Genomic DNA, 23,318 nt, shown 5'->3' on the forward strand with positions numbered 1-23,318 from the left:
CGCCCACAGTTGAAGGAACTTTTACCTGTGGGGGGTAAGGGAAGTGCGTTTTCGTGGGGTGGCCGGATCGGCCCCTGTCGTTCTCGCGGGCGGCCTCGTCGGCGCCGCGATCATGTTCCACCGGGAGGACTCCCGGCTGGAGAAGGTGGAAGGCATCTGTCAGGGGGCCAACTGCCTGCCGGGCTCGGGTGCCGTCGACGGCTGGGCGCACGCGTTCACGGTCCTCGGGATCATCGCCGTGCTCATCGCGGTGCTGGCGTTCATCGGCCTCGTGGTGCCGTCGCCGGAGAACGGCGAGGCCAGCGAACACCGCAAGCGCGCCTGGTGGATCGTCCCGCTGCTGCTCGTCGGCATCGGTGCCTCGCTGTGGCCCGCGGGCGCCTGGGCCGCCGCGTACCCGGGCAGCGCCCACACCGTGCGGTGGCTCACCGCGCCCGAGCCGCCGCGGGCGGGGGGCGTCGTCAACAGCGACTTCCGTACCTGGATGGCGGGCCAGAACGTCGTCCGGGTCCGCGACGACGGCCTCACCGCCGTCTCCGCCACCGACGGCGGGCGGCGCTGGCACACCCCGCCGCCGGTCCGACACTCGGTGTGCGCCAGGAGCGTCCGTACCGTCGGCGGCGTCGGTCTGATCGGCTACGCCAAGCACGGCAGGCCGTGCACCGTACTGGCCGCGGTGGACCTGGCCACCGGTGCGACGCGCTGGCAGCAGCCGGTGGTGCAGCGCGCGGACGACTCCACCACGGAGCCGGGCCTGACCGCCCTCGCCGACACGACGGCCGCCGTCGTGGACTCCAGGGGCGTACGGGGACACGACCTCGCCACCGGGAAGCCCCGCTGGCTGCGGCCGGTCGCCAAGGAGTGCGAGGCCAACGCGCTGGCCGGGTCCGCGAAGCGGGTGCTGTTCGTCGAGGAGTGCCGTACGAGCTATGTCGGCGACCAGGTGGTCAGCCATCTGATCGCCCTGGACGCCGCCACCGGGAAGCAGCTCTGGCGCAGCAGGCTGCCGGTCGAGACGCGCGGGGTCTTCAGCCACTTCGTCTCCGCCGACCCGGTCGTGCTGCGCATGAAGGAAATGGACAAGCGGGGCATCGACGGGTACCTGGTGTACGACGACCGGGGGCGCGCCGGTGCGGTGCTGCCCCTGTCGGGGCCCCGCGGCGACCTCAGCTCCGACGGCACCCAGGTCGTCGGCGGCCTGCTGGTCAGCGCGGTGAGCACGCCGAGGGAGGGGTCTGCCCTGTGGCTCGGCGGATTCTCGCTGGCCGACGGCTCCCGCAAGTGGATCAAGCGGCTCCCGGACGGGGTGAGCGGTATCGGCGCCACCGGCGACGGGCGGCGGCTGACGGTGCTGTCCACCTCCACGCAAGCCGGTTTCCTCAGCACGCTCGACGCCCGTACCGGCAGGACGATCCAGGCCGCCCGGCCCATCCTCGGCAAGGCCGCCCCGAAGCCCAGGAGCGCGGAACTGCTGACCGCCTCCGACGGCACCCTGGTCGTCATCGACAGCAGCAGCACGATCAGCAGCAGCACGACCGCCGAATCCCGGCTGTTCGCGGTCCGCCAGTAGCGGAAGGCCCCGCCCTTAGTCGTCGTACGCACAAGGCCCCGCCCCCGGAACACGGGGCGGGGCCTTGTGCGTACCTGTCTGCCGGTCAGACCGTGCGGAACGCCAGCACCACGTTGTGGCCGCCGAAGCCGAACGAGTTGTTGAGCGCGGCGATGGTGCCCTCGGCCGGCAGTGCGCGCGGCTTGTCGCGGACGATGTCCGCCTCCGCCGCCTCCGGGTCGAGGTCGTCGACGTTGATGGTCGGCGGGGCCGTGCGGTGGTGCAGGGCCAGGACGGTGGCGACCGTCTCGATGCCGCCCGCACCGCCCAGCAGGTGACCGGTCATCGACTTGGTCGCGGACACCGCGACGTGGTCGAGGTCGTCGCCCAGCACCTTGCGGAGCGCCTTGATCTCGGCGACGTCGCCCTGCGGGGTGGACGTGGCGTGCGCGTTGAGGTGCGTGATCTCGGCCGGGTCCAGGCCCGTGGAGTCCAGCAGCTGCTGGAGGGCGGCGGCGATGCCCCGGCCGGTCGGCTCGGGCTGCGCGATGTGGTGGGCGTCCGAGGACAGACCCTGGCCGACGGCCTCGCAGTAGACCTTCGCGCCGCGCGCGGCGGCGTGCTCCGCCGACTCCAGGACGACGATGCCGGCGCCCTCGCCGAGGACGAAGCCGTCCCGGGCGGTGTCGTAGGGGCGCGAGGCCAGCTCGGGCTCGTCGTTGTTCTTCGACATCGCCATCATGTTGGCGAACGCGGCGATCGGCAGCGGGTGGATCGTCGCTTCCGTACCACCGGCGATGACGACGTCGGCACGGCCGGAGCGGATCATCTCGATCGCGTAGCCGACCGCCTCGGCGCCGGACGCGCACGCGCTGACCACGGAGTGCACGCCCGCGCGGGCGCCCATCTCCAGGCCGACGTTGGCGGACGGGCCGTTGGGCATGAGCATGGGGACGGTGTGCGGGGAGACGCGGCGTACGCCCTTCTCCTTCAGCACGTCGTACTGGTCGAGCAGGGTGGTGATGCCGCCGATGCCGGAGGAGACGACCGCGCCCAGCCGCTCGGGGGCGATGTTCTCGTCCTCACCGGCCTTGGCGGTGAAGCCCGCGTCGGCCCAGGCCTCGCGCGCGGCGATGACCGCGAACTGCGCGGAACGGTCCAGCTTGCGGGCCAGCGGACGGGGCAGCACCTCGGAGGGGTCCACGGCCGCCTGTGCGGCGATGCGTACCGGAAGCTCGGCGAAGCGCTCGCCCTCCAGGGGGCTTACGCCGGACCGGCCTGCCAGCAGACCCTCCCAGGTCGATGCGGCGTCGCCACCCAGCGGGGTTGTTGCGCCGATACCGGTGACGACCACGGTGCGATTGGTCGGGCTCACAGGAATTCTTTCTCCACGTGTAGAGGGGGAAGTTTTTTACCGGCGCCACCGCCGGGTGGCGACACTTCGAGCAGCCGGGGCCTGATCAGGCCTGGTGCTCCAGGATGTACTTCGCGGCGTCGCCGACGGTCTTGAGGTTCTTGACGTCCTCGTCCGGGATCTTCACGTCGAAACGCTCTTCGGCGGCGACGACGACCTCGACCATGGACAGCGAGTCGACGTCCAGGTCGTCGGTGAAGGACTTGTCCAGCTGGACGTCCTCGACGGGGATGCCGGCGATCTCGTTGACGATCTCGGCGAGACCTTCGACGATCTGCTCCTGAGTGGCGGCCATGATGGCGCTCCTTCGGTGTGTGTGTATCAGAGGGTTCAAAGAGTGGGCGTTGTCCGGAGGAAACCGAAGCAAATGCCCTAGGGGAGGGTAACGACCGTCGCGGCGTACACGAGACCCGCCCCGAAGCCGATGACGAGGGCGGTGTCGCCGCTCTTCGCCTGCCCGGTCGCCAGGAGCCGCTCCATTGCGAGCGGGATCGAGGCGGCCGAGGTGTTGCCGGTGGTTTCGATGTCACGGGCGACCGTGACGTGCTCCGGCAGCTTGAGGGTCTTCACCATCGAGTCGATGATCCGCATGTTGGCCTGGTGCGGGATGAAGACGTCCAGGTCGTCCGCGGAGATCCCGGCGGCGTCCAGCGCCTGCTGGGCGACCTTCGCCATCTCGAAGACGGCCCAGCGGAACACCGCCTGGCCCTCCTGCGTGAGGGCCGGGAACTTGACCGCGCCGAGGCTGTCGAGCGGCAGGTTCGAGGCATCGCCGGCGTGGAAGTCGTCCCACGCCACCGTCTGCTTGATGGTCTCGGACTTGTCGCCCTCGGAGCCCCACACGGTGGGACCGATGTGCGGCTCCTGGGCGGGGCCGACCACGACCGCGCCCGCACCGTCGCCGAACAGGAAGGCCGTCGCGCGGTCCTCCAGGTCGGTGAGGTCGCTGAGCCGCTCCACGCCGATGACGAGGACGTACTCGGCGCTGCCCTCGACGATCATGCCCTTGGCCAGGGTCAGCCCGTAGCCGAAGCCGGCGCATCCGGCGGAGATGTCGAACGCCGCGGGCCTGCCCGCGCCGATCCTGTGCGCGATCTCCGTCGACACGGCGGGGGTCTGCTTGAAGTGCGTGACCGTGGAGACGATGACCGCACCGATCTGCTCCGGGGCGATCCCGGCGTCCGCGATGGCCTTGCCGGACGCCTCGATCGACATCATCGCCACGGTCTCCTCGTCGGAGGCCCAGTGGCGGGTGGCGATTCCGGAGCGCGAGCGGATCCACTCGTCGGACGAGTCGATCTTTTCGAGGATCACCTCGTTGGGCACGACCCGGGTGGGGCGGTAGCCGCCGACACCGAGGATGCGCGCGTACGGGGCGCCCTTGCTGGGCTTGATCTTCGACATGGGTGCTCGCTCCTTACGCGGTCGCGTGCTCGGCGAGGAGCGCGCGGGCCGCGTCGAGGTCGTCGGGGGTCTTGAGCGCGAGGGTCTTGACCCCCGGGAGCGCACGCTTGGCGAGGCCGGTCAGGGTGCCGCCCGGGCAGACCTCGATCATCGCGGTCGCGCCCAGCGCCTGGAAGGTCTCCATGCACAGGTCCCAGCGGACCGGGTTGGAGACCTGGCTGACCAGGCGCGCGACGATCTCGGAACCGGCGGCGACGGACTGGCCGTCGGCGTTCGAGACGTACGTCAGGGCCGGGTCGGACACGACCAGGTCCTGCGCCGCCTTGCCGAGCTCGGCGACCGCCGGAGCCATGTGCGAGGTGTGGAACGCACCGGCGACCTTCAGGGCGACGACGCGGCGCACCCCCTCCGGCTTGTCGGCGTCCAGCGCCGCGAGCTGCTCGGCCGTACCGGCGGCGACGATCTGGCCGGCGCCGTTCACGTTCGCCGGGGTCAGGCCGAGCTTCTCCAGGTGCGGGATCGTCACGGCGGGGTCGCCGCCGAGCAGGGCCGCCATGCCGGTCTCGGTGACCGCGGCGGCCTCGGCCATGCCGAGTCCACGGGTACGTACGAAACGCAGCGCCGCCTCGTCGGTCAGCACACCGGCGAACACCGCGGCGGTGATCTCACCGACGCTGTGTCCGGCGACCGCGCCGGCCGAGGAGATGTCGCCGAGGGCGGACGCCGAGAGGAGACCGGCGGCGACCAGCAGGGGCTGGGCGACGGCGGTGTCACGGATGGCGTCCGCGTCGGCCTTCGTGCCGTAGTGGACGAGGTCGAGCCCGATGGCGTCGGACCAGGCCGCGATGCGGTCACCAGCGCCGGGGAGTTCGAGCCAGGGAGTCAGGAAGCCGGGCGTCTGAGCGCCTTGGCCGGGAGCGACGAGTACGAGCACCCTCACACTCTCTCTTGTGGTCGGCGTCTTCTGCCGGTGGGGACTGGGACGAAGAACCGTCAGGGGAATTGTTTGTATCCGACAAAAGTCTAGGCCGGAGAATCACCGTCGGCCAGACGCCCCAGGATCAGGGCGATGCGGAGCGTGAACGCCGAGCGGACGTCGGAGGGTGACCACCCGGTGACGTCCGTCACACGTCGCAGCCGGTAGCGCACGGTATTGGGGTGTACGAAGAGCATCCGGGCCGCCCCTTCGAGACTGCTCGCCTGTTCGAGATAGACGCTCAGTGTCTCCAGGAGCGCGGAGCCAGCTTCCTCCAGCGGTCTGTAGATCTCCTCTACCAGCTGGTCCCGGGCGGCGGGGTCGGAGGCGATGGCCCGTTCCGGAAGGAGATCGTCCGCGAGTACGGGCCGGGGCGCGTCCTGCCAGGCGGTGCACGCCTTGAGTCCGGCGGCCGCCGCCTGGGCGGACCTGGTGGCGGCCAGCAGGTCGGGCACCACGGGGCCCGCGACCACGGGCCCGGCGGCGTACGGCCCGATCAGCGCCTTCGCCACATGCATCGGGTTGTCGCTGCCGCCCGCGATGACGACCAGCCGTGTGCCGAGCACCCCGGTCAGGACCTGCAGCTTCGCGTGCCGGGCGGCCCGCCGGATCGCCTCCACGGTCAGCTCGGAGTCCCCGTCGGGGGCGGTGCCGAGCACCACGCACACATGCTCCGGCGCGTTCCAGCCGAGGGCGGCGGCCCGCGAGACGGCGCCCTCGTCGGCCTCGCCGGACAGCACCGCGTTCACCACCAGCGATTCGAGCCGGGCGTCCCAGGCGCCCCGGGCCTCCGCGGCCTGCGCGTACACCTGGGCGGTCGCGAAGGCGATCTCCCGGGCGTACACCAGCAGCGCCTCGCGCAGCACCGACTCGTCGCCGGGGGCGGCGACCTCCTCGATCGCCGACTCCATGACCTCGATGGTCGTACGGACCATCTCCACGGTCTGCCGCAGGGTGATCGCCCGCGTCAGCTCGCGCGGTGCCGTCCCGAACACATCGGTCGAGATCGCCTGCGGGGTCTCCGGATGCCGGAACCACTCGGTGAACGCGGCGATGCCGGCCTGGGCGACCAGACCGATCCACGAGCGGTTCTCCGGTGGCATCGCCCGGTACCAGGACAGCGTCTCGTCCATCCGCGCGATGGCGCTCGCGGCGAGGGAGCCGGAGGACTGCTCCAGCCGCTTGAGGGTCGCGGTGTGCGGATGGGCTGCACGCTTCACCGGCCCGTCCGAGGACGCCGCGGCGGACCCTTCTGCGGGCGCGGACGGCTCGGGCTGCGGCGCTGACTTCTGCGCGGGATCGGGTCGGGGCACGGTGACAAGACTGCCTTATCCGGCGAGCGGCGCGGTGTGGCGGGGCTACCGTGGTCCCCGTGACCTCCCTGCACCGCGCCGCCGACCGCTACCGGGGCGGCGAGCCCTCGGCCGGTATCGAGTCCCTGCACGCGTTCTCCTTCGGCCACTTCTACGATCCGGACAACCTCCGTTTCGGCCCGGTCCTGGCCTGCAACGAGGAGCGCCTGGCCCCCGGCGCGGGCTTCGACGAACACCCGCACAGCCACACCGAGATCGTCACCTGGGTCGTCGAGGGCGAACTGACGCACTCCGACAGCGCGGGCCACGAGACGGTCGTGCGCCCCGGCGACGTCCAGCACCTCAGCGCGGCGGACGGCGTGCGGCACGTGGAGCGCAACGCGGGGCCAGGTCCGCTGGTGTTCGTGCAGATGTGGCTGGCCCCGCTCGCCCCCGGCGGCGACCCCTCGTACGACGTCGTGCGCGGCCTGGCCGGATCCGACCCGTACGACCTCCCGGCGGCGGGCGCGGTGCTGCGGGTGCGGCGCCCGGCGGCGGGGGAGCGGGTGCCGGTGCCCGAGGCCGGCTACCTCCATGTCGTACGGGGCCGACTCGCGCTGGGCGGCGAGGAGTTGGGGCCCGGCGACTCGGTGCGCACCGGCACCGGCGGCGGGCTCGCACTCGTCGCCGCGGAGCCTGCCGAGGTGCTGGTCTGGGAGTTCGCCGGTACCCGGTAGCCGGTGCTCAGTAGGCGGAGTCCGGCTCCTCGGCGTTGCGCCACAGCGTGAAGTCGAGGGTGACGTAGTCGCTGGGGTCCGAGGCCCCGGACTTGGCCCGGAAGGTCACCAGGGCGATGTGCCCGGACTTGGTGTGCACGCAGAACTGCGAGCCGGGGCTCGCCTGGCCCAGCGTGACGCGCTCGGTGAACCGGGTCTCGGCGCGGCAGGTCTTGAGCGAGCCCTTCTGGGAGTTGTTGAGCAGGACGACCTTCTCGCTGTTGCTGCCGAGGTAGCGGTCGTCGCTCCAGTAGTAGAAGTCCGCGTCGTCCTCGTAGGCGGCGTCGCCGGAGTGGATCGGCTTGAGGGGGTTGTCGGCGAACCGGACGTAGTAGTCGTTGGGGACGTTGATGCCCTTGTACGTCACGGGCTTGGGGTCGGGGCGCGGGGTTGAGCCCTTCCCGGCGGCGGAGCTGCCCGGGGAGGGCTTGCGGTCCAGGGCGAGATTGGCCATGAACGCGGCGCAGCCGCCGACCGGCAGCAGGACGGCGGCGATCACGATCAGGGCGATGGCCCCGCCGCTCATCTTCTTCTTCGGCGGCGGCTGCGGCGCCCAGCCCGGCTGCGGCTGCATCGGATAGGGCGCGGCGTGCAGGCTGTGCTGCGGCTGCTGGGCCGGGGTCTGGGCGGGGTACGTGGGGTGGGTGGGGTGGGCGGCGGGCCCGGGGCCGGGATACGTGCCCGGGTACGGCGGCGGGGTCGGCGGGCCGGCCTGGGGTGCGGGTGTGGCCTGAGGTGCGGGTGCGGGTGCGGGTGCGGCCTGGGGCGCGGGAGTGTCCGGCGGCGGCGTCGCGGCCTGGGTCGGGGCATGGTGCACCCCGGCGCCCTCGCTCGCCGGCTCCTTCATCGTCGTCCGCATCTCCGCCCAGGCCCGGGTCCGCCGGTCGATGTCCTCGCTCATCGGCTCCGGCAGCCAACTGCCCTGCTGGCTCAGCGGGTTGGCGGACGCGGCCCGGCACAGTTCGATGATCTCGCCGGGCTCGGGCCGCTGCGCCGGATCCTTGGCCAGACAGCGCGCCAGGAAGCCCAGCTCCTCCGGAAGCCCGGTCAGGTCCGGCTCCTCGTGCACGATCCGGTAGAGCACCGCATGCGAATTGCCCTCGCCGTGCGCGGTGTTGCCGAGCGCCGCGTACACCCCGACCTGGCCGAGCGCGAAGACGTCCGAGGCGGGCCCGAGCTCCTTGCCCGCCGCCTGCTCCGGCGACATGAAGGCGGGCGTGCCGACCGTGATCCCGGTCCCGGTGAGCGCGGTGGCGTCGGCCGCCCGCGCGATGCCGAAGTCGATGACCTTCGGCCCGTCGGCCCCGAGCAGGACGTTGGCGGGCTTGAGGTCCCGGTGCACGATGCCCGCCGCGTGGATGACCTTCAGCGCCTCCGCCATCCCGGCGAGCAGCCGCAGCACCACGGGCACCGGCAGCTTCCCGTGCTCGGCGACCGCGACGGCCAGCGAGGGCCCCGGCACGTACGCGGTGGCCAGCCAGGGCGTGCTGTCCTCGGTGTCGAAGTCGATGACGGGCGCGGTGTACAGCCCCTGCACCCGCTGTGCCGCCTGCACTTCGAGCCTGAACCGCTGCCGGAACCCGGCGTCGTCCCCCAGCTCCGGCCGGATCACCTTGACGGCGAGGGGGTGCCCGCCGGGGGTGTACGACAGGTAGACCTGGCCCATGCCGCCCGCGCCGAGGCGGGCGGCAATGCGGTAACCGGCCACCGTACGGGGATCATCGTCCCGCAATGGCTGGAACTGTCCGCCCGTACCGCCCTGGTGCATCTGATGTCCCGCCCGTCGAACCGTGTCGCACTCGTCGGGTGGGAGGGTAGCCCAACGCCGCACCGGTGTGGCCCACCCCCGGTGCGGAGCCCCCCGCCGGTCAGGCGGCGGCGCGGGCCTCGGCCAGCAGGGCGTCGACGAACGGCGGCCAGACCTCCGCCGCCCACGGGCCGAAGGGGCGGTCGGTCAGGGCGACCGCTGCCAGGCCCGCGTCCGGGTCGACCAGCAGGAAGGTACCGGCCTGGCCGAAGTGGCCGAAAGTACGGGGAGAGGACGAACTGCCCGTCCAGTGCGGGGACTTGGAGTCGCGGATCTCGAAGCCCAGGCCCCAGTCGTTGGGGTTCTGGTGGCCGAAGCCGGGGAGGACGCCCTTGGTGCCGGGGTAGTGGACCGTGAGGCTGGCCTCGGCGACCGTACGGGGGTCCAGCAGGCGCGGGGCCTGGAGCTCGGCGGCGAACCGGAGCAGGTCGTGAGTCGTGGAGACGCCGTCGCGGGCCGGGGAACAGGCGCCCTCGAGGGCGGTCGCCGTCATGCCGAGGGGCTCCAGGACCGCCTGGCGGAGGTAGTCGGGGAAGGGGATCTCGGTGGCCTTGGCGAGGTGGTCGCCGAGCGCCTCGAAGCCCGCGTTGGAGTAGAGGCGGCGGGTGCCGGGCTCGGAGGTGATCCGCTGCTCGTCGTAGGCGAGCCCGCTGGTGTGCGCGAGCAGGTGGCGGACGGTGGAGCCGGGCGGACCCGCCGGTTCGTCCAGCTCGATCGCCCCCTCCTCGTACGCCACCAGGGCCGCGTACGCGGCGAGCGGTTTGGTGACGGAGGCCAGGGAGAAGCGGTGGCCCGACGGGCCGTGCGACCCGAGGACGGTGCCGTCCGCCCGTACGACCGCTGCGGCGGCCGTGGGCACCGGCCAGGACTCGATCATCGTCACGCTCTGCATGACGTCGAGCCTAACCGGAGCCCGGGGGCGTCCCTCAGGTGAGGCTCAGCCGCATGGCCGGCTCGTCGCGGCGTACGAAGCCCAGCGAGGCGTACAGCGGCTCCGCGTCCGGCGAGGCGCTCAGATCGACCTGGGTCACACCCTGCTCGCGGAACCAGTCCAGCAGTGCCACCGTGCAGGCGCGGGCCGCACCCAGGTGGCGGGCGCCGGGCTCGGTGACGACGCCGAAGATGTGTCCCCGGTTGCCGAGGGGGGCGGGCGGATTGCCGATCCGGTAGTCGACCGTACCGACGACTGTGGTGCCCAACCTGCCGCCGCCGTCCGGGTGTTCACTCACGAAGACCGCGAAGTCGCCGTCCTGGGCGCCGAGTTTCTTGCGCAGCTGGGGGAGGGAGGCCTCCTGCCAGTCGGTGGGGGCGGCCTCGTTCGTGAGGGATTCGATCAATATCTGGCGCAGGCGCAGCACTTCCGCCGCGTCGTCGGCGGTCGCACGCCGTACCGTTCCGTGATCCATGCGGCGCAGATTACTGTGCGGCCCCGTGCCGCGCAGCCGGGAAGCCGCGGCCCAGAAGTTCTCGCCGGGACCACTTGCTTCGAGTGCACTCCAACGTTCTAGCGTGGAGGACATGACGGTGATCGACAGCAGCCCCCCGCCAGTGCACACCGAATCCCGGCCCCACTTCCGCGACTGTTCCCTGCCGGCCGGGCACCCCCTGCCCGAGGGGCGCGACCACTACACGATCAGTGAGGTGGCCGTCGCCACCGGACTCACCGCGCACACCCTGCGCTGGTACGAGCGGATCGGCCTGATGCCGCACGTGGACCGCTCGCACACCGGCCAGCGCCGGTTCCGCAACCGGGACCTGGACTGGCTGGCGTTCGTCGGCAAGCTGCGGCTGACCGGGATGCCCGTCGCCGACATGGTGCGCTACGCGGAACTGGTCCGCGAGGGCGAGCACACCTTCGAGGCGCGGCAGGAACTGCTGGAGTCCACCCGTCGCGACGTACTGACCCGGATCGACGAGCTCCGGGACACCCTCGCCGTACTCGACTACAAGATCGACGTCTATGCGGAAGCCCGCAGGGCGTCGGAGAGGTTCTGATTCCTTCATGAGCACCACCGCACCCCTCGCCACCACCCGTCTCGGCGGCACCACCGGCCCCGAGGTCGGCGTCCAGGGCCTCGGCTGCATGGGCATGAGCTTCGCGTACGGGCCCACCGACGCCACCGAGGCACGGGCCACCCTGGAGCGCGCCCTGGAGCTGGGCGTCACCCTGTACGACACGGCCGCCGCGTACGGGGACGGCGAGAACGAGAGGTTCCTCGCCCCCTTCGTGAAGGCGCACCGCGACGAGATCGTCCTCGCCACGAAGTTCGGGCTGGCCGTCGACCCCGCCGACAACACCAAGCGGATCATCGACAACGACCCCGCCCACATCAGGGCGAGCATCGACGAGAGCCTGGACCGCCTGGGCGTCGACGTCATCGACCTCTACTACATGCACCGGCGCGATGTGAACGTCCCCATCGAGGAGACCGTCGGCGTGATGGCCGAACTGGTCGCGGCGGGCAAGGTCAAGCAGCTCGGACTGAGCGAGGTCACCGGCGACGAACTGCGGGCCGCGCAGGGCGTGCACCCGATCGCCGCCGTGCAGTCGGAGTGGTCGCTGTTCAGCCGGGACATCGAGGCGGGCGTCGTACCGGCGGTCGCGGAGACGGGCGCGGCCCTGGTGGCGTACTCGCCGCTCGGCCGGGGCTTCCTCACCGGCGCCTTCGCCAGCGCGGAGAAGGACCTGGACGCGGGCGACTTCCGCCGCCACCACCCCCGCTTCAACGGCGACAACGCGCAGGCCAACGGGGAACTCCTCGACCCGGTGCGCGAAGTGGCCCGCGCCCGCGGCCTCACCCTGGGCCAGGTCGCGCTGGCCTGGGTGCAGCAGCGGGCGCAGGTGCACGGGCTGTCCGTGGTCCCGATCCCCGGCACCCGCAAGCGCACCCGCGTCGAGGAGAACACCGGGGCGACCCGGGTGGTGCTCAGCGCCGAGGAGCTGGCGCTCCTGGAGCCGATCGCGGCCCGGGTGGCGGGGCCGAGGTACGCGGACATGTCGTTCGCCTCGGCGGGCCGCGAGTAGGCGAGTAGGGGACGTGGGGCCCGCGTGCGCACTGCCGCGCGGGCGCTCACGCCAGGCCGAGGGCGAAAGCGGTGAAGCCCGCGGCGAGCAGTCCCGCGACCGTCCGGCGCGCCCTGGTCGTCGTACGGGCGTTCTTGCCGGGGTTCTCGAAGACGTGGGTGAACTTGGCGATCACGACGAGCAGTACGGCGAACAGCGGCATCCAGGCGAGCCGCGCCGCGATCCAGCCCAGCGTGTCGGGCGCCGCGGTCAGGCCCGGGATCGTACCGAGGTACGAGCCGGGGACGGCGGCGGCCAGCATCGCGGTCTGGTGCCAGCACAGGATCGTCATCGCGCACAGGTTGATGACGACGACCGGCGCCCACAGGGCGGGCCGGGTCAGCAGCCGGGCGATCCGGTCGCGGAGCAGGATCGCGGCACCGCTCTGGGCGGCGGCCAGGGCGAGCACCAGCAGCGACGGCGGGTGCGAGTTGGTGCGGTCCTGGCCGGGGACGCCGACCATCGACGCCGGGTAGTGGAACGCGAGGAGCAGCGCGGCGAAGAGGGCGGTACCGCCGACGAGCAGGACGTACGCGGTCTTCTTGGTGAGCTTCTTCTCGCCCCAGGCGACGCCGAGCTGGTAGGCGAAGAGCCAGCCGGGGAGCAGGTTGAGCAGGCTCAGCCAGGACGGCACGGCGTCGGCGTACGGCCCATAGCGCAGGAAGTCGACGACGGCGACGGAACCGATCAGCGGCAGGGCCGACCAGGGGCCGATCCGGCGGGCGGCCCGGATGCACAGCGGGGTGAGCGCGGTGATCGCCGCGTACACCCCCACGAACCACAGGGGCTGGACCACCAGTTTCGCGCCGGTGCGCAGGGTGGCCTCGGGCACACCCAGCCCGAACAGCACGGGAACGAGCAGCGCCCAGACGGCGGTCACCCCGAGCACCGGACGGCCGAGCCGCACGAGCCGGCCCTTCAGCCATTCCCCGCTGCTGCCCTTGCGCTTGTGGTACGAGAGGACCGAGGCGTAGCCGCCGACCAGGAAGAAGATGCCCAGCATCTGGAGGATCCAGCTGGCGGGGGCGAGGCCGGCGAAGCTGGAGAGCGGGCTGGCGTTGTGCAGCGAGCCCGCGTCCTGGTCCACGGTGAAGCCGCCGAGGAGCCAGTGGCCGGTGGGGACCGCGAGGAGCGCGAGGGCGCGGAGGCCGTCGATGGCGCGGTCGCGGTGGGCGGGAGTACGGGCGTCGATCTTGCGGGCGAGGGCGGCGAGGGCGGCGGGGCCGCGGGTCTTGTGGGCGGGGGCCTTGGCGGTGGGTTCCGGGGCGGTGGCGGTGATGCTCATCGGGGGTCCTTCGGATGTCCAGGGGGAGCGAAGTCGGGGGTGCGCGGGTGGCGTCGCCGCGCGGCGACGGGGTGCGCGGTCAGGTCCGGGCCGCTGGTGGGGGAGCGGGGGAGTCCGCCGTCTGTGGACCGGCGGCGTCCGTATCCGTGACGGGGCGGCCCTGCGCTATCGCGGCGAAGGCCCGCAGTGAGTCGGTGCCGGGTGCGAAGTAGCCGGTGTGGCCCTGGGCGTTGGCCGCCGGGACCGGGCGGGCACCGAAGTCGGCGGCGGTCGGGTCGGCGCCGTGGCCCAGGCCCAGGAAGCGGACGTGGGGGATGTTGTCGATCCAGTCGGTGGCGTCCTTGGCGGCCCAGACGCGGGCGTCCGTGCCCAGGTCGGCCGCGCTGTCCGCGTGCATGCCGGGGGAGGCGAGGGCGACCAGGTCGGCGGCGTCCAGCCGGGGTGCGGCCAGTCCGCAGACGACGGAGCCGTAGCTGTGGCAGAACACCGCCGGGTCCGGGGCGCCGACGGCGTCGAGCCCGTCCGTCAGGCGGACCAGCCGTTCGGCGCCCGCCTCCGCGAGTCGGCCGGTCGCGGCGTCGATGCCGACGCCGACGGGGGTGGTGTACCCGGCCCAGGCGATGACGGCGGTGCCGTCGCCGGTCTGCTTGCGCAGGCTCTTGGCCATACCGGACGGAGTGCCGTACGGGTCGTTGGTGCGGTCGAAGGTCGATGCGTCGATGTCCGACCCGGGCACGACGACCGCGACGTGCGCCGCGCGCCCCAAGTCCCCGTACACCTCAGCGACTTGACCGCGTCCCCGGGGATCGAACGCGAGGATCTGCCGCCCGGGGGAGAGGAGCCCGGGGAAGCGCCCGTCGGCCCGCACGGCGCGCTTGTTGGCGGCGTACCGCAGGGCGACCGGGGCGCCGTCGAGGTTCCCGACGACGAGCGGGTGGCGGCGGACGAGTCCGGCGCGCTCCTCCTCGCTCAACTTCCCGAAGAACCGGGCCACTTGCTCCGGCGTGCCGGCCGCCGGGTCGATCAGCCCTTCGGCGCGCCAGGCCTCGGCACCCGGCGGCGGCCCGGTGACGGCGGTCTGCGAGTCGGCGGACGCCCACCCGGCGGTTCCGCCGACCATGGACAGCGCCACCCCCACGGCGGCCAGCGTCCTCCTGAACCGGCGCATCGTCCCCGCCCCCTCTTCCCGTCCCTGCCGCACGTGCCGCCGTGATCGGCGGCTTGACGTGGAGCAAGGTAGGAAGAGGACATGCGCTGCGGCGTCACACCACGGGGCCAACTCCTGGGTGATACCGCAGTACTGGAGGTCTTTCCCAGGTCAGAGGGTGGGGCTGGCCCCCCTGTGGGAGGTGGTGCGACCCCCGCCCACGGGCTCTCGACCTGCCCCGACGCGCGCTTCCGGCCTCCCCCGCGCGGCGGACCTCCTTCGTCCCCGGGGCCGAGGCGGGAGGGGGCGGCCGGGCGGACAGTGACCCCATGACCCACACCGCCCCGGGGCCGACGGCCCGCACCGTCCCCCCGCTGCCCCGCCCGACAGTCGCCTGGGCCCTGGCGCACACCGCGCTGGCCCTCACGGCCCTCCTCGCCGACCGCCCCCTCTTCGTCCTGGGCCCCCACTCCGCTCCCCCGTACATGAATGGGTACGTGATCGCCGTGGCGGCCCTCGCCGTCGGCGCGCTCGCCCTCCGGGCCCGTCGCCCGCACCACCGCGCGGTCCGCCCCGCGCTGTGGACCGCCGCCGCCCTCTCCCTCGTGTCGGGGTTCAGCCTGCTGATGGACGTCGTCATGGTGCTGACCGGCAGCCTCCCCGACAGCCCGCTCGCCGCGGTGCACCACGCCCTCGGTGCGCTCGGCGCGCTGCTCCTCGCCGCGCAGGCCCGCGCGGACGGGGCCGCCCCGGCGAACGGAGCCGCGCCTCCGCCGCCGCCGGCCGCCGCCCCCCGGCCCGTCCAACTGGCCGCACTGGCAGGTGCGTTGGCGTTCCTCCCGTACGCCGCGATGAAGACCGTATGGGCGACCGGCGGCACCTTCGCGGGAACGACCGGCGCCGAAATGCTGGCCATCTCCCGCCGGAACGGGGCCTCCGGGATCTGGCTGACGCTGGAGTCGTACGGGATCGACGCGACGGCCCTGCTCGCCGCGCTCGGCATCTTCCTGCTGTACGGGCTGGTCCGTCCGTGGGGCCAGGTCTTCCCCCGGTGGACGGTGTTCCTGGCGGGCCGCCGGGTGCCCAGGTGGCTGCCGCTGGCACCGGCGGCGCTGGGGGCGGCGACGCTCGCGCCGTACGGGACGCTCGGTGTCGGGCAGCTGACGCTCGCCGCGTTCGGGGCGGTGGAGCTGCCCCCGGGCGACTTCGCCACCTCGCGCGACGCGACGCTGGTGGCGTGGACGGGGATGGGGGCGTTCGCGGTGTACGGCGCGGCGCTGACCGTCGCGGCGTACTCGTACTGGGTACGCACCCGGCGTCAGGCCTGATGGCGGGTGCGTACCCCGACCGGACTCAGCCCGCGTCGCCCGGTGCCACCAGCCCCGACTCGTACGCGAAGATCACCGCCTGCGCCCGGTCCCGCAGGTCCAGCTTCGCCAGCACCCGGCCGATGTGCGTCTTCACCGTCTGCTCGGCCAGGATCAGATGGTCCGCGATCTCCTGGTTGGACAGCCCCCGGGCGATCAGCTCCAGCACCTCCGTCTCCCGGGGCGTGAGCCCATTGAGCCGGAGCGCCGGGTTCCGCCGGGGGGCGGGGCGCTGCGCCGCGAAGTCCGCGATCAGGCGCCGTGTCACCGACGGCGCCAGCAGTGCTTCGCCCGCCGCCACCACCCGTACCGCCGCGATCAGATCGGCGGGCGGCGCGTCCTTCAGCAGGAATCCGGACGCCCCGGCGCGCAGCGCCTCGTACACGTAGTCGTCCACGTCGAAGGTGGTCAGCATCAGCACCTTGGGCAGGTGGACCACCCCCACCGGCGGGGAGAGGATCTCCCGCGCGGCGGCCAGTCCGTCCATCTCCGGCATCCGTACGTCCATCAGCACCACGTCCGGATGCGTGGAACGGGAGACCTCCACGCCCTGCCGTCCGTCCGGCGCCTCGCCCACCACGTCGATGTCGGCCTGCGCCGAGAGCAGTGCGGCGAATCCGGCCCGCACCATGGCCTGGTCGTCAACGATGATCACGCGAATGGTCATGTGGCGGGGGAGTCCTTCTCTGTGTCTGCCGTCTCTGCCGGCTCAGCCGTCTCTTGTGTTGTTCCCGCAGAACGGGCCGACCGGGGAGGAGCCGTCGTGCCCGCCCCCGACAGGGGCAGCCGTGCCGCCACCCTGAACCCCCCGTCCGCCAGCGGCCCGGTGTCCAGCGTGCCGCCGGTCAACCGTACGCGCTCGCGCATCCCCACCAGGCCGTGTCCGCCCGCCCCCTTCGCCTCCACCCGCGCGGCCCGCGAGTTCGGCGAAGTGGGCTCGGGGGCGGGCCCGTTGACCACGAGCACCAGCAGATCCGTCTCCTCCGCCCGTACGGACACCCGGGTCACCGCCCCCGGCGCGTGCCGCACCACATTGGCGAGGGCCTCCTGCACGATCCGGTACGCCGACAGGTCCACCGCCTGCGGCACTGCCAACTTCCCCTCGGTCGCCACCAGTTCGGCCGCCATCGACAGCTCGGCCGGCACCCCGGCCCGTACCGTCGCCTCCACCAGCTGCTGCACCTTGTCGAGGCCGGGCTGCGGCGCCCGCTCGCCCTCGGTGCCCTCGCTGCGCAGCACCACGAGCAGCCGCCGCATCTCGGTCAGCGACTCCCGCGCGCTGGAGGCGATCGACGCGAACTCCTCCTCGGCCTCGGGCGGGAGACCGCTGATCCGGTACGGGGCCGAGTCGGCCTGCACCGTGATCATCGACATGTGGTGGGCGACGACGTCGTGCAACTCCCGGGCGATCCGGGTCCGTTCCTCAAGCAGCTGCCGCTGTGCCCGCTCGGCGACGCTGATGGTCTCCTGCTCCACCAGCTTGCGCTGCGCCTCACCGCGCTCCCGCAGCGCGCCGCCGATGACGAGCACGGCGCCGCTCAGCACGATCGTCAGCACATTGGTGCCGTCGCTGGCCTCCGGCTCCAGCTGCCCCAGGACGATCCCGGCCAGCGCGGTGGCGATCCAGACCCCGATCAGGGCCTGGCGGCGCTCCCGCAGCGCCAGCGCGAACAGCAGGAACAGCGAACCGACGATGGTGGGCGCCGGCCACGGCCAGATGGCACTGCCCTCGGATCCCTTCAGGATGAACAGGCTGCCGATCACCCCGGCGGGGAAGACGATCCACCAGGCCTGCAACGGCCGGTGGGCGATCAGGAGCAAGGGCACCGACTGCGCGACGGCCAGCGCGCCCGCGATGCCGCCCGGCACGCCGTAGTCATTGGCCAGCACCTGCACCGTGACCGGCAGCAGGGTGACGGTGAGGGCGACCACCACGAAGTACGGCAGCAGCCGCTGCCACCGCTTGGGCGCCTGCTGGAGCAGCGGCGTCGGCGGGTGCGAGGGATGGGTGACGGCGTGCAGCAGCGCACGCAGCTGGCGCCTCCCGGCCGCGAACAGCCCGTCCATCGTCCGGGCACCCGACAGGCCGCCCGACAGGCCGCCCGACAGGCCGCCCGGCGGCGCGGCCGAGGGCGGGGGCGGATAGGAGGGCTGCCGAGGGGGCGCCGCGGACCCGCCGGGGGCCGACGAGGACTCGGAGGGCGGGGGCGCCGCGGCGGGCGGGGAAGCCGAGGCGGGCGGGGAAGCCGAGGAGGGCCGGTTCGGTTCGTTCATGGCTCCCTCAGCGTAGGCAGCGCACCCGTCCTCCCACGTCATACCCGGGGTCTGAGCAGGCCCTCATACCCCGGTACTACCTCAGGGCACTCCTGTCCCAGGCGTCCCGCCCGCCCCTCGCGACTACAGCTCCGCCAGCAGTTCCGCCTTCTTCGCGCAGAACTCCTCGTCCGTCACCAGTCCTGCCTGGTGCAGGTCCCCGAGGTGGCGGATCCGCTCCACGATGTCCGCAGGCTCGCGCCGCCCGGTGCCCACGCCCGCCTCGACCGCGACCCGCTCGCGCCCCGGGTCCACCGCTCCCGGGGTGCTCCGTACCGCGGCCAGCACGGCGGCGGCGAACGGCAGCGACTCGTGCACCGGCCCGTAGCCCAGGCCGAACACCACCGCCGCCGGGTCCTGGTCCGCCTGCCCCGGGCTGTCCTCCGCGGCACCGCCGTCCCTGCGCAGCAGCCGCAGGTGCCCGTCGAGGACATCGGGGGAGCGCCACTCGACCCCGCTCAGCGAGGCCACCGGGAAGTTCTGGTCGCCGACCTTCCACTTCGCCGACGACGCACCGGTCCAGAACCAGCGGAACGCCACGTGCGTCCCGTCGAAGCTGGCCTTCCCGTCGTACGCCTTGAAGTGCAGCGGCCCCTGCGGCGGCGCCACCAGGAACCGCTCGGCGGGCTCCCCGAAGTCCGTGACGCTGCCGCGCAGCTTGGCGCGCAGCTCGTCGGCGTAGTACTCGGCGAGCACCTCGCGCTCGGCGGGCAGCACCAGCCGGTACGGGTCGGAGCTCTCCTTGAGCTGTCCGGCGGCCGCCTCCATCAGCGGATCGGCGCCGGGTCTGGGCACCGCGTGCAGCACGACGGTGCCTCGCTTGCCCGGGGTCAGCGTCACATCGGCCAGCGCCTCGTGCGGGATGCGCCGCTCACCGAGCGCGGAGAGCAGCTTCGGCGTACGTATCCCCCGTTCGAAGCGGATGAGCACGGAGTCGCTGTCGAACTCCCAGGTGGCATGAATTCCGGCCAGCACATCACCCATGCGGCTCATCGTATGCGGCGTCCGGCCGGACGTCGCCCCTCGGCGGCCACCTCGATTTCCCGCCTTCTACGCGCGTCAGACACCTCAGGCAGCCCCGTACCCGTCGTCACTGGCATCGCCGTCCCCACCGTTCTCCCCGATTCCGTTGCGGCAGGCGTCCCCGCCGCCCGCACAGCTCACCCCGTCGTAACTGCCGACACCGATCTGCGCGAAGTTGCCGACGCTGACCGTGCCCGGTTCGAAGTAGCCGGTGTGCCCCACGGCGTCCGCCGCCGACAGCACCCGCGCCCCGAACTCCGGCGACACCGGGTCCGTCCCGTGCCCGAGCCCGCCGACCTCCAGGTACGGCACGTCCTGGATCCAGTCGTCGGCGTCCCGCATCGCCCACACCCGGGCCCTGGTCCCCAGCTCGGCGGCGGTGTCCGCCCGCATGCCGGGGCTGCCCGAGACCGCTATGTCGGTGACCCGCTCCGGCAGGTCCTGCGCGGCCACCCCGCACACCACCGACCCGTAGCTGTGGCAGAACAGCGACACCGGTACGGAGCCGGCCCCGGGCAGCGACCCGGTCATCGCCACCAGCCGCCGCGCACCCGCCTGCGCGGGCGCCCCGACCATCGCGTCCATGCCGAGCCCCACCGGCGCCGTGTAGTCGGCCCAGGCGATGACGGCGACCCGCTTGGCGGGCGCCGCCTCGCGCTCCGCCGCGTACAGCGACTTCGCCATCCCGACCGGGGAGGAGTACTTGCGGTAGGTCCGCTCGAAGTTCACGACGTTGGTGTCCACACCGGGCACCACGACCGAGATCCGCTGGGCCCGCTCCAGATCGCCGAAGACCTCCGCGACCCGTCCGCCGCCGTCCGGGTCGAAGGCCAGCACCTTGCGTCCTTCGCGCAGCAGCGCCGCGAACCGGTGCAGCCGCCGGTCGGCGTCCTGCTTCCCCGCCCTGGAGACCCGGGGGTCCTCCATCCGCCTGCGCTCGATCACCTGCGCCTGGCTCAGCGCCCGCCGGTTCGCCTCGAAGCGCAGCGGTACGGGAGCCCCGTTGAGGTTGCCGACGACCAGGGGGTACTCATGGACCAGCCGCCCCTGCTGGAGCGCGGTCAGGCCGTCGAAGAAGCTCGCCACCCGCTGCGGGGGGCCCTGCGGGTCGGGAAGGTCACGGCCGTCGATCCGGCCGTGCTGCCACGAGGCGAAGGCCTCCTTGAGGGACACGTCGTTGTCCCGCTGGTGGTGGATGGCGGTCCAGCCGGTGATCGCGAGCATCACGAACACCACGGACAGGGCAAGGAGTGCCCGCCATGCGGTTACGGAGGGGGAGGAGTCGAAGGAAGTCACTGCGGGACACCCTAGGAGGTTCACCGGGGCCCGTGCGTATTCCGTGACGCGGATCACGTTTCGATAAAGGTGTGGAGGTCAGCCTGTGTATACGGGTGTGCTACGCACGGATTTCTTGACGCCAGTCCCCGGCCAGTGCCGGGCCCAGATGATCCAGGCAGCGCGCGGTCATCTCCCGTATGGCGTCCAGGCTCGCGTCCTCCCGCTGCCCCCACATCCGCCCGGTCAGCCGCATCACCCCGCCGAACGCGGCCACCACGATCCGGGGCCGGGGATCGGCGTCCACGTCGAGCCCCTCCCGCTCGGCGATGACACCTGCCATGGCGTCCTCCAGTTCCGTGGAGCGCCGGAGGTGGACGGCGAGCAGTGCCGGAGTGGATTCGATCATCCGGTAGGTCCGCATGTGCAGTTCGATCGGGATGACGGCCTCGATGGCCTCGCCGACCGATTCCCACGCCCAGGTCACGGCGTTGCGCAGGGCGGTCAGCGGGTCCTCGTCGGCGGGCCGCTCGCTGACCGCCGCCAGGAAGCGGGCCTCCACCATCGACACCACGGTGAAGGCGACGTCCTCCTTGGAGGCGAAGTAGCGGAAGAAGGTGCGCTGCGAGACCTCGACGGCGGCAGCGATCTCGTCGACCGTCGTCCGCTCGTACCCCTGGGTGGTGAACAGCTCCAGGGCGACGCGCAGCAGCGAGTCCCGGGTGCGCTGCTTCTTGCGCTCGCGCAGACCGCACACCGGGGTGAGCCCGCGTGCGGCGCCCGTACGTTTCAGCTTGTCCGCCATCGCCCCTGGGTCCTGTTTCTCCTGAATTTTGCCTGCTCACCTTACCTGTGAGCTACGTGACAGTTACCGGCTAGTGAATTGGTTCGTCAAGTGTCAGCGACTGACACTAATCTGACCGCATGACTGCACAGACCACGCTCAACAAGGTGCCGCCGGGCCCCGACCCCGTACCGCAGAAGGCCAAGGGGCTTCGCGGCCACCCGTGGCTGACGCTCTTCGCCGTGGCCATCGGCGTGATGATGGTGGCCCTCGACGGCACCATCGTCGCCATCGCCAACCCCGCCATCAAGGCCGACCTCAAGGCCTCGCTGGCCGACGTCCAGTGGATCACCAACGGCTATCTGCTCGCGCTCGCCGTCGCGCTCATCACCGCGGGCAAGCTGGGTGACCGCTTCGGCCACCGGCAGACCTTCCTGATAGGCATCGCGGGCTTCGCCGCCGCCTCGGCCGCCATCGGCTTCTCCCAGGAGATCGGCCTGGTCATCGCCTTCCGCGTGCTCCAGGGCCTGTTCGGCGCACTGCTCATGCCGGCCGCGCTCGGCCTGCTGCGCGCCACCTTCCCCGCCGAGAAGCTGAACATGGCGATCGGCATCTGGGGCATGGTCATCGGCGCCTCCACCGCGGGCGGCCCGATCGTCGGCGGTCTCCTCGTCGAGCACGTCAGCTGGCAGTCGGTCTTCTTCATCAACGTGCCGGTCGCCGTCGTCGCGCTGGTCTTCGGCCTGATCGTGCTGCGCGACCACCGCGCCGAGAACGCGCCGCGCTCCTTCGACATCCCGGGCATCCTGCTGCTCTCCGGCGCGATGGGCGCACTGGTCTACGGCCTCATCAAGGCCGGGGAGTCCTGGGGCTGGGGCGGTACGAACACCTGGCTGTGCGTGGGCGGTTCGGTGGTCCTGTTCGTCCTCTTCGCCCTCTGGCAGACCAAGGCGAAGGAACCGCTGATTCCGCTGGCCATGTTCCGCTCCGTGCCGCTGTCGGCCGGTGTGGTCCTCATGGTGCTGATGGCGTTCGCGTTCATGGGCGGCCTCTTCTTCGTGACGTTCTACCTCCAGGGCGTGCACGGCATGAGCCCGGTCGACAGCGGACTGCACCTGCTGCCGCTGACCGGCATGATGATCGTCTCCTCGCCCGTCGCGGGCCTGCTGATCACCAAGTTCGGGCCGAGGGTCCCGCTGGTGGGCGGCATGGTCTTCACCGCGGTCGCCATGTTCGGGATGTCCACGCTGGACACCGGCACCGGCACGCTCACCATGTCCCTGTGGTTCGCGATGCTCGGCCTCGGTCTCGCCCCGGTCATGGTCGGCGCCACCGAGGTCATCGTCGGCAACGCCCCGCTGGAGCTGTCCGGCGTGGCCGGCGGCCTCCAGCAGGCCGGTATGCAGGTCGGCGGCGCGCTGGGCACGGCCGTGCTCGGCGCCGTGATGTCCTCGCGCGTCAACGCCGAGTTCGCGGGCAACTGGAAGGACGCGGGCATTCCGGGTCCGGCCTCGCCGCAGCTGGAGCAGGCCGCCGAGTTCGGCATGGTCCCGACGCAGGAGCTCGCCAAGGCACCGGGCATGACGCCCGAGGGAATCAAGGCGATCACCGGTGTCGTCCATGACACGTTCGTGTCGGGCATGGGCTTCGCCTTCACCATCGGCGGAATCGTCGCCGTGGTCGCCGCGTTCGTCGCTCTCTTCACCAAGCGCGGCGCGAACGCGGACGCCGCGGGCGGCGGAGTCCACATCTGACGTACGCCGGCACGTACGTCCACGTACGCCGGCACCTCTCGCGGAAGCGTCAACTCCGCGCCCCCACAGCCCCGTCGGACCGGTTCCG

At 72.3% G+C, this 23,318-nt stretch carries 21 protein-coding genes; 6 read left to right on the plus strand and 15 right to left on the minus strand.

Going from position 1 to position 23,318, the window contains the following annotated elements; translation table 11 throughout:
• Nucleotides 1-43: 43 nt before the first annotated feature.
• Entirely contained in the window at nucleotides 44-1,570 is a 1,527-nt protein-coding gene (locus tag ACZ5PB_RS08005; protein WP_468688802.1) for an outer membrane protein assembly factor BamB family protein, read from the plus strand.
• A gap of 85 nt (nucleotides 1,571-1,655) precedes the next feature.
• On the opposite strand, the gene fabF is transcribed toward ACZ5PB_RS08005, so the two are convergent.
• From fabF to ACZ5PB_RS08030, 5 genes are all read right to left on the minus strand, one after another.
• Entirely contained in the window at nucleotides 1,656-2,924 is a 1,269-nt protein-coding gene (gene fabF, locus ACZ5PB_RS08010; RefSeq protein ID WP_468688804.1) for a beta-ketoacyl-ACP synthase II, read from the minus strand.
• 85 nt (nucleotides 2,925-3,009) lie between these two features.
• Nucleotides 3,010-3,258, minus strand: a complete 249-nt coding sequence (locus ACZ5PB_RS08015) for an acyl carrier protein (protein WP_468688805.1) — start codon at nucleotides 3,256-3,258, stop codon at nucleotides 3,010-3,012.
• A gap of 77 nt (nucleotides 3,259-3,335) precedes the next feature.
• The gene (locus ACZ5PB_RS08020; RefSeq protein ID WP_468688806.1) at nucleotides 3,336-4,367 is read right to left on the minus strand and encodes a beta-ketoacyl-ACP synthase 3; all 1,032 of its coding nucleotides are present in this window, start codon (nucleotides 4,365-4,367) and stop codon (nucleotides 3,336-3,338) included.
• 13 nt (nucleotides 4,368-4,380) lie between these two features.
• Nucleotides 4,381-5,301: an ACP S-malonyltransferase gene (locus ACZ5PB_RS08025; protein ID WP_468688808.1), complete on the minus strand. Its 921-nt coding sequence runs from the start codon at nucleotides 5,299-5,301 to the stop codon at nucleotides 4,381-4,383.
• A gap of 89 nt (nucleotides 5,302-5,390) precedes the next feature.
• Nucleotides 5,391-6,656: a PucR family transcriptional regulator gene (locus ACZ5PB_RS08030; protein WP_468688810.1), complete on the minus strand. Its 1,266-nt coding sequence runs from the start codon at nucleotides 6,654-6,656 to the stop codon at nucleotides 5,391-5,393.
• A 59-nt stretch (nucleotides 6,657-6,715) separates the two neighbouring features.
• On the opposite strand from ACZ5PB_RS08030, the gene ACZ5PB_RS08035 reads away from it, so the two are divergent.
• Entirely contained in the window at nucleotides 6,716-7,372 is a 657-nt protein-coding gene (locus ACZ5PB_RS08035; RefSeq protein WP_468688812.1) for a pirin family protein, read from the plus strand.
• A 7-nt stretch (nucleotides 7,373-7,379) separates the two neighbouring features.
• On the opposite strand, the gene ACZ5PB_RS08040 is transcribed toward ACZ5PB_RS08035, so the two are convergent.
• The 3 genes from ACZ5PB_RS08040 to ACZ5PB_RS08050 all read right to left on the minus strand — a co-directional run bounded on the left by ACZ5PB_RS08040 (nucleotide 7,380) and on the right by ACZ5PB_RS08050 (nucleotide 10,624).
• A complete protein-coding gene (locus ACZ5PB_RS08040; RefSeq protein ID WP_468688814.1) occupies nucleotides 7,380-9,179 on the minus strand; it encodes a serine/threonine-protein kinase in 1,800 nt (599 codons plus the stop codon).
• Between the two features lie 100 nt (nucleotides 9,180-9,279).
• Nucleotides 9,280-10,110: a serine hydrolase domain-containing protein gene (locus tag ACZ5PB_RS08045; protein WP_468688816.1), complete on the minus strand. Its 831-nt coding sequence runs from the start codon at nucleotides 10,108-10,110 to the stop codon at nucleotides 9,280-9,282.
• Between the two features lie 34 nt (nucleotides 10,111-10,144).
• The gene (locus ACZ5PB_RS08050) at nucleotides 10,145-10,624 is read right to left on the minus strand and encodes a GNAT family N-acetyltransferase (protein WP_468688818.1); all 480 of its coding nucleotides are present in this window, start codon (nucleotides 10,622-10,624) and stop codon (nucleotides 10,145-10,147) included.
• A 112-nt stretch (nucleotides 10,625-10,736) separates the two neighbouring features.
• Here ACZ5PB_RS08050 and ACZ5PB_RS08055 point away from each other — a divergent pair, with 112 nt between their 5' ends.
• Together ACZ5PB_RS08055 and ACZ5PB_RS08060 are read left to right on the plus strand one after the other, a co-directional pair.
• The gene (locus tag ACZ5PB_RS08055) at nucleotides 10,737-11,213 is read left to right on the plus strand and encodes a MerR family transcriptional regulator (RefSeq protein WP_468688819.1); all 477 of its coding nucleotides are present in this window, start codon (nucleotides 10,737-10,739) and stop codon (nucleotides 11,211-11,213) included.
• 7 nt (nucleotides 11,214-11,220) lie between these two features.
• On the plus strand, nucleotides 11,221-12,243 hold the full coding sequence (locus tag ACZ5PB_RS08060) for an aldo/keto reductase (RefSeq protein ID WP_468688821.1): 1,023 nt from the start codon (nucleotides 11,221-11,223) through the stop codon (nucleotides 12,241-12,243).
• Nucleotides 12,244-12,289: 46 nt separating this feature from the next.
• Here ACZ5PB_RS08060 and ACZ5PB_RS08065 read toward each other — a convergent pair whose 3' ends face one another.
• Together ACZ5PB_RS08065 and ACZ5PB_RS08070 are read right to left on the minus strand one after the other, a co-directional pair.
• A complete protein-coding gene (locus ACZ5PB_RS08065; RefSeq protein ID WP_468688823.1) occupies nucleotides 12,290-13,567 on the minus strand; it encodes an acyltransferase family protein in 1,278 nt (425 codons plus the stop codon).
• 79 nt (nucleotides 13,568-13,646) lie between these two features.
• Nucleotides 13,647-14,735 (minus strand): alpha/beta hydrolase, encoded by a 1,089-nt coding sequence (locus tag ACZ5PB_RS08070; RefSeq protein WP_468688825.1) that lies wholly within the window; start codon nucleotides 14,733-14,735, stop codon nucleotides 13,647-13,649.
• A 308-nt stretch (nucleotides 14,736-15,043) separates the two neighbouring features.
• Between ACZ5PB_RS08070 and ACZ5PB_RS08075 the strand changes: the two genes are divergently transcribed.
• Nucleotides 15,044-16,042, plus strand: a complete 999-nt coding sequence (locus tag ACZ5PB_RS08075; protein WP_468688827.1) for a hypothetical protein — start codon at nucleotides 15,044-15,046, stop codon at nucleotides 16,040-16,042.
• A gap of 25 nt (nucleotides 16,043-16,067) precedes the next feature.
• On the opposite strand, the gene ACZ5PB_RS08080 is transcribed toward ACZ5PB_RS08075, so the two are convergent.
• The 5 genes from ACZ5PB_RS08080 to ACZ5PB_RS08100 all read right to left on the minus strand — a co-directional run bounded on the left by ACZ5PB_RS08080 (nucleotide 16,068) and on the right by ACZ5PB_RS08100 (nucleotide 21,497).
• Entirely contained in the window at nucleotides 16,068-16,748 is a 681-nt protein-coding gene (locus ACZ5PB_RS08080) for a response regulator (RefSeq protein ID WP_468688829.1), read from the minus strand.
• The gene (locus ACZ5PB_RS08085; protein ID WP_468688936.1) at nucleotides 16,745-18,148 is read right to left on the minus strand and encodes a sensor histidine kinase; all 1,404 of its coding nucleotides are present in this window, start codon (nucleotides 18,146-18,148) and stop codon (nucleotides 16,745-16,747) included. The genes ACZ5PB_RS08080 and ACZ5PB_RS08085 overlap by 4 nt, the downstream gene beginning before the upstream one ends.
• A 330-nt stretch (nucleotides 18,149-18,478) precedes the next feature.
• Nucleotides 18,479-19,378: a DUF4429 domain-containing protein gene (locus tag ACZ5PB_RS08090; RefSeq protein ID WP_468688831.1), complete on the minus strand. Its 900-nt coding sequence runs from the start codon at nucleotides 19,376-19,378 to the stop codon at nucleotides 18,479-18,481.
• A gap of 84 nt (nucleotides 19,379-19,462) precedes the next feature.
• A complete protein-coding gene (locus tag ACZ5PB_RS08095; protein WP_468688832.1) occupies nucleotides 19,463-20,713 on the minus strand; it encodes an alpha/beta hydrolase in 1,251 nt (416 codons plus the stop codon).
• A 100-nt stretch (nucleotides 20,714-20,813) separates the two neighbouring features.
• Nucleotides 20,814-21,497 carry a TetR family transcriptional regulator gene (locus ACZ5PB_RS08100; protein WP_468688834.1) on the minus strand — a complete coding sequence of 228 codons (684 nt, stop codon included), beginning with the start codon at nucleotides 21,495-21,497 and terminating at the stop codon, nucleotides 20,814-20,816.
• 119 nt (nucleotides 21,498-21,616) lie between these two features.
• On the opposite strand from ACZ5PB_RS08100, the gene ACZ5PB_RS08105 reads away from it, so the two are divergent.
• On the plus strand, nucleotides 21,617-23,230 hold the full coding sequence (locus tag ACZ5PB_RS08105) for an MFS transporter (RefSeq protein WP_468688836.1): 1,614 nt from the start codon (nucleotides 21,617-21,619) through the stop codon (nucleotides 23,228-23,230).
• Nucleotides 23,231-23,318: the final 88 nt, after the last annotated feature.

Source organism: Streptomyces sp. NPDC032721, assembly GCF_055579625.1.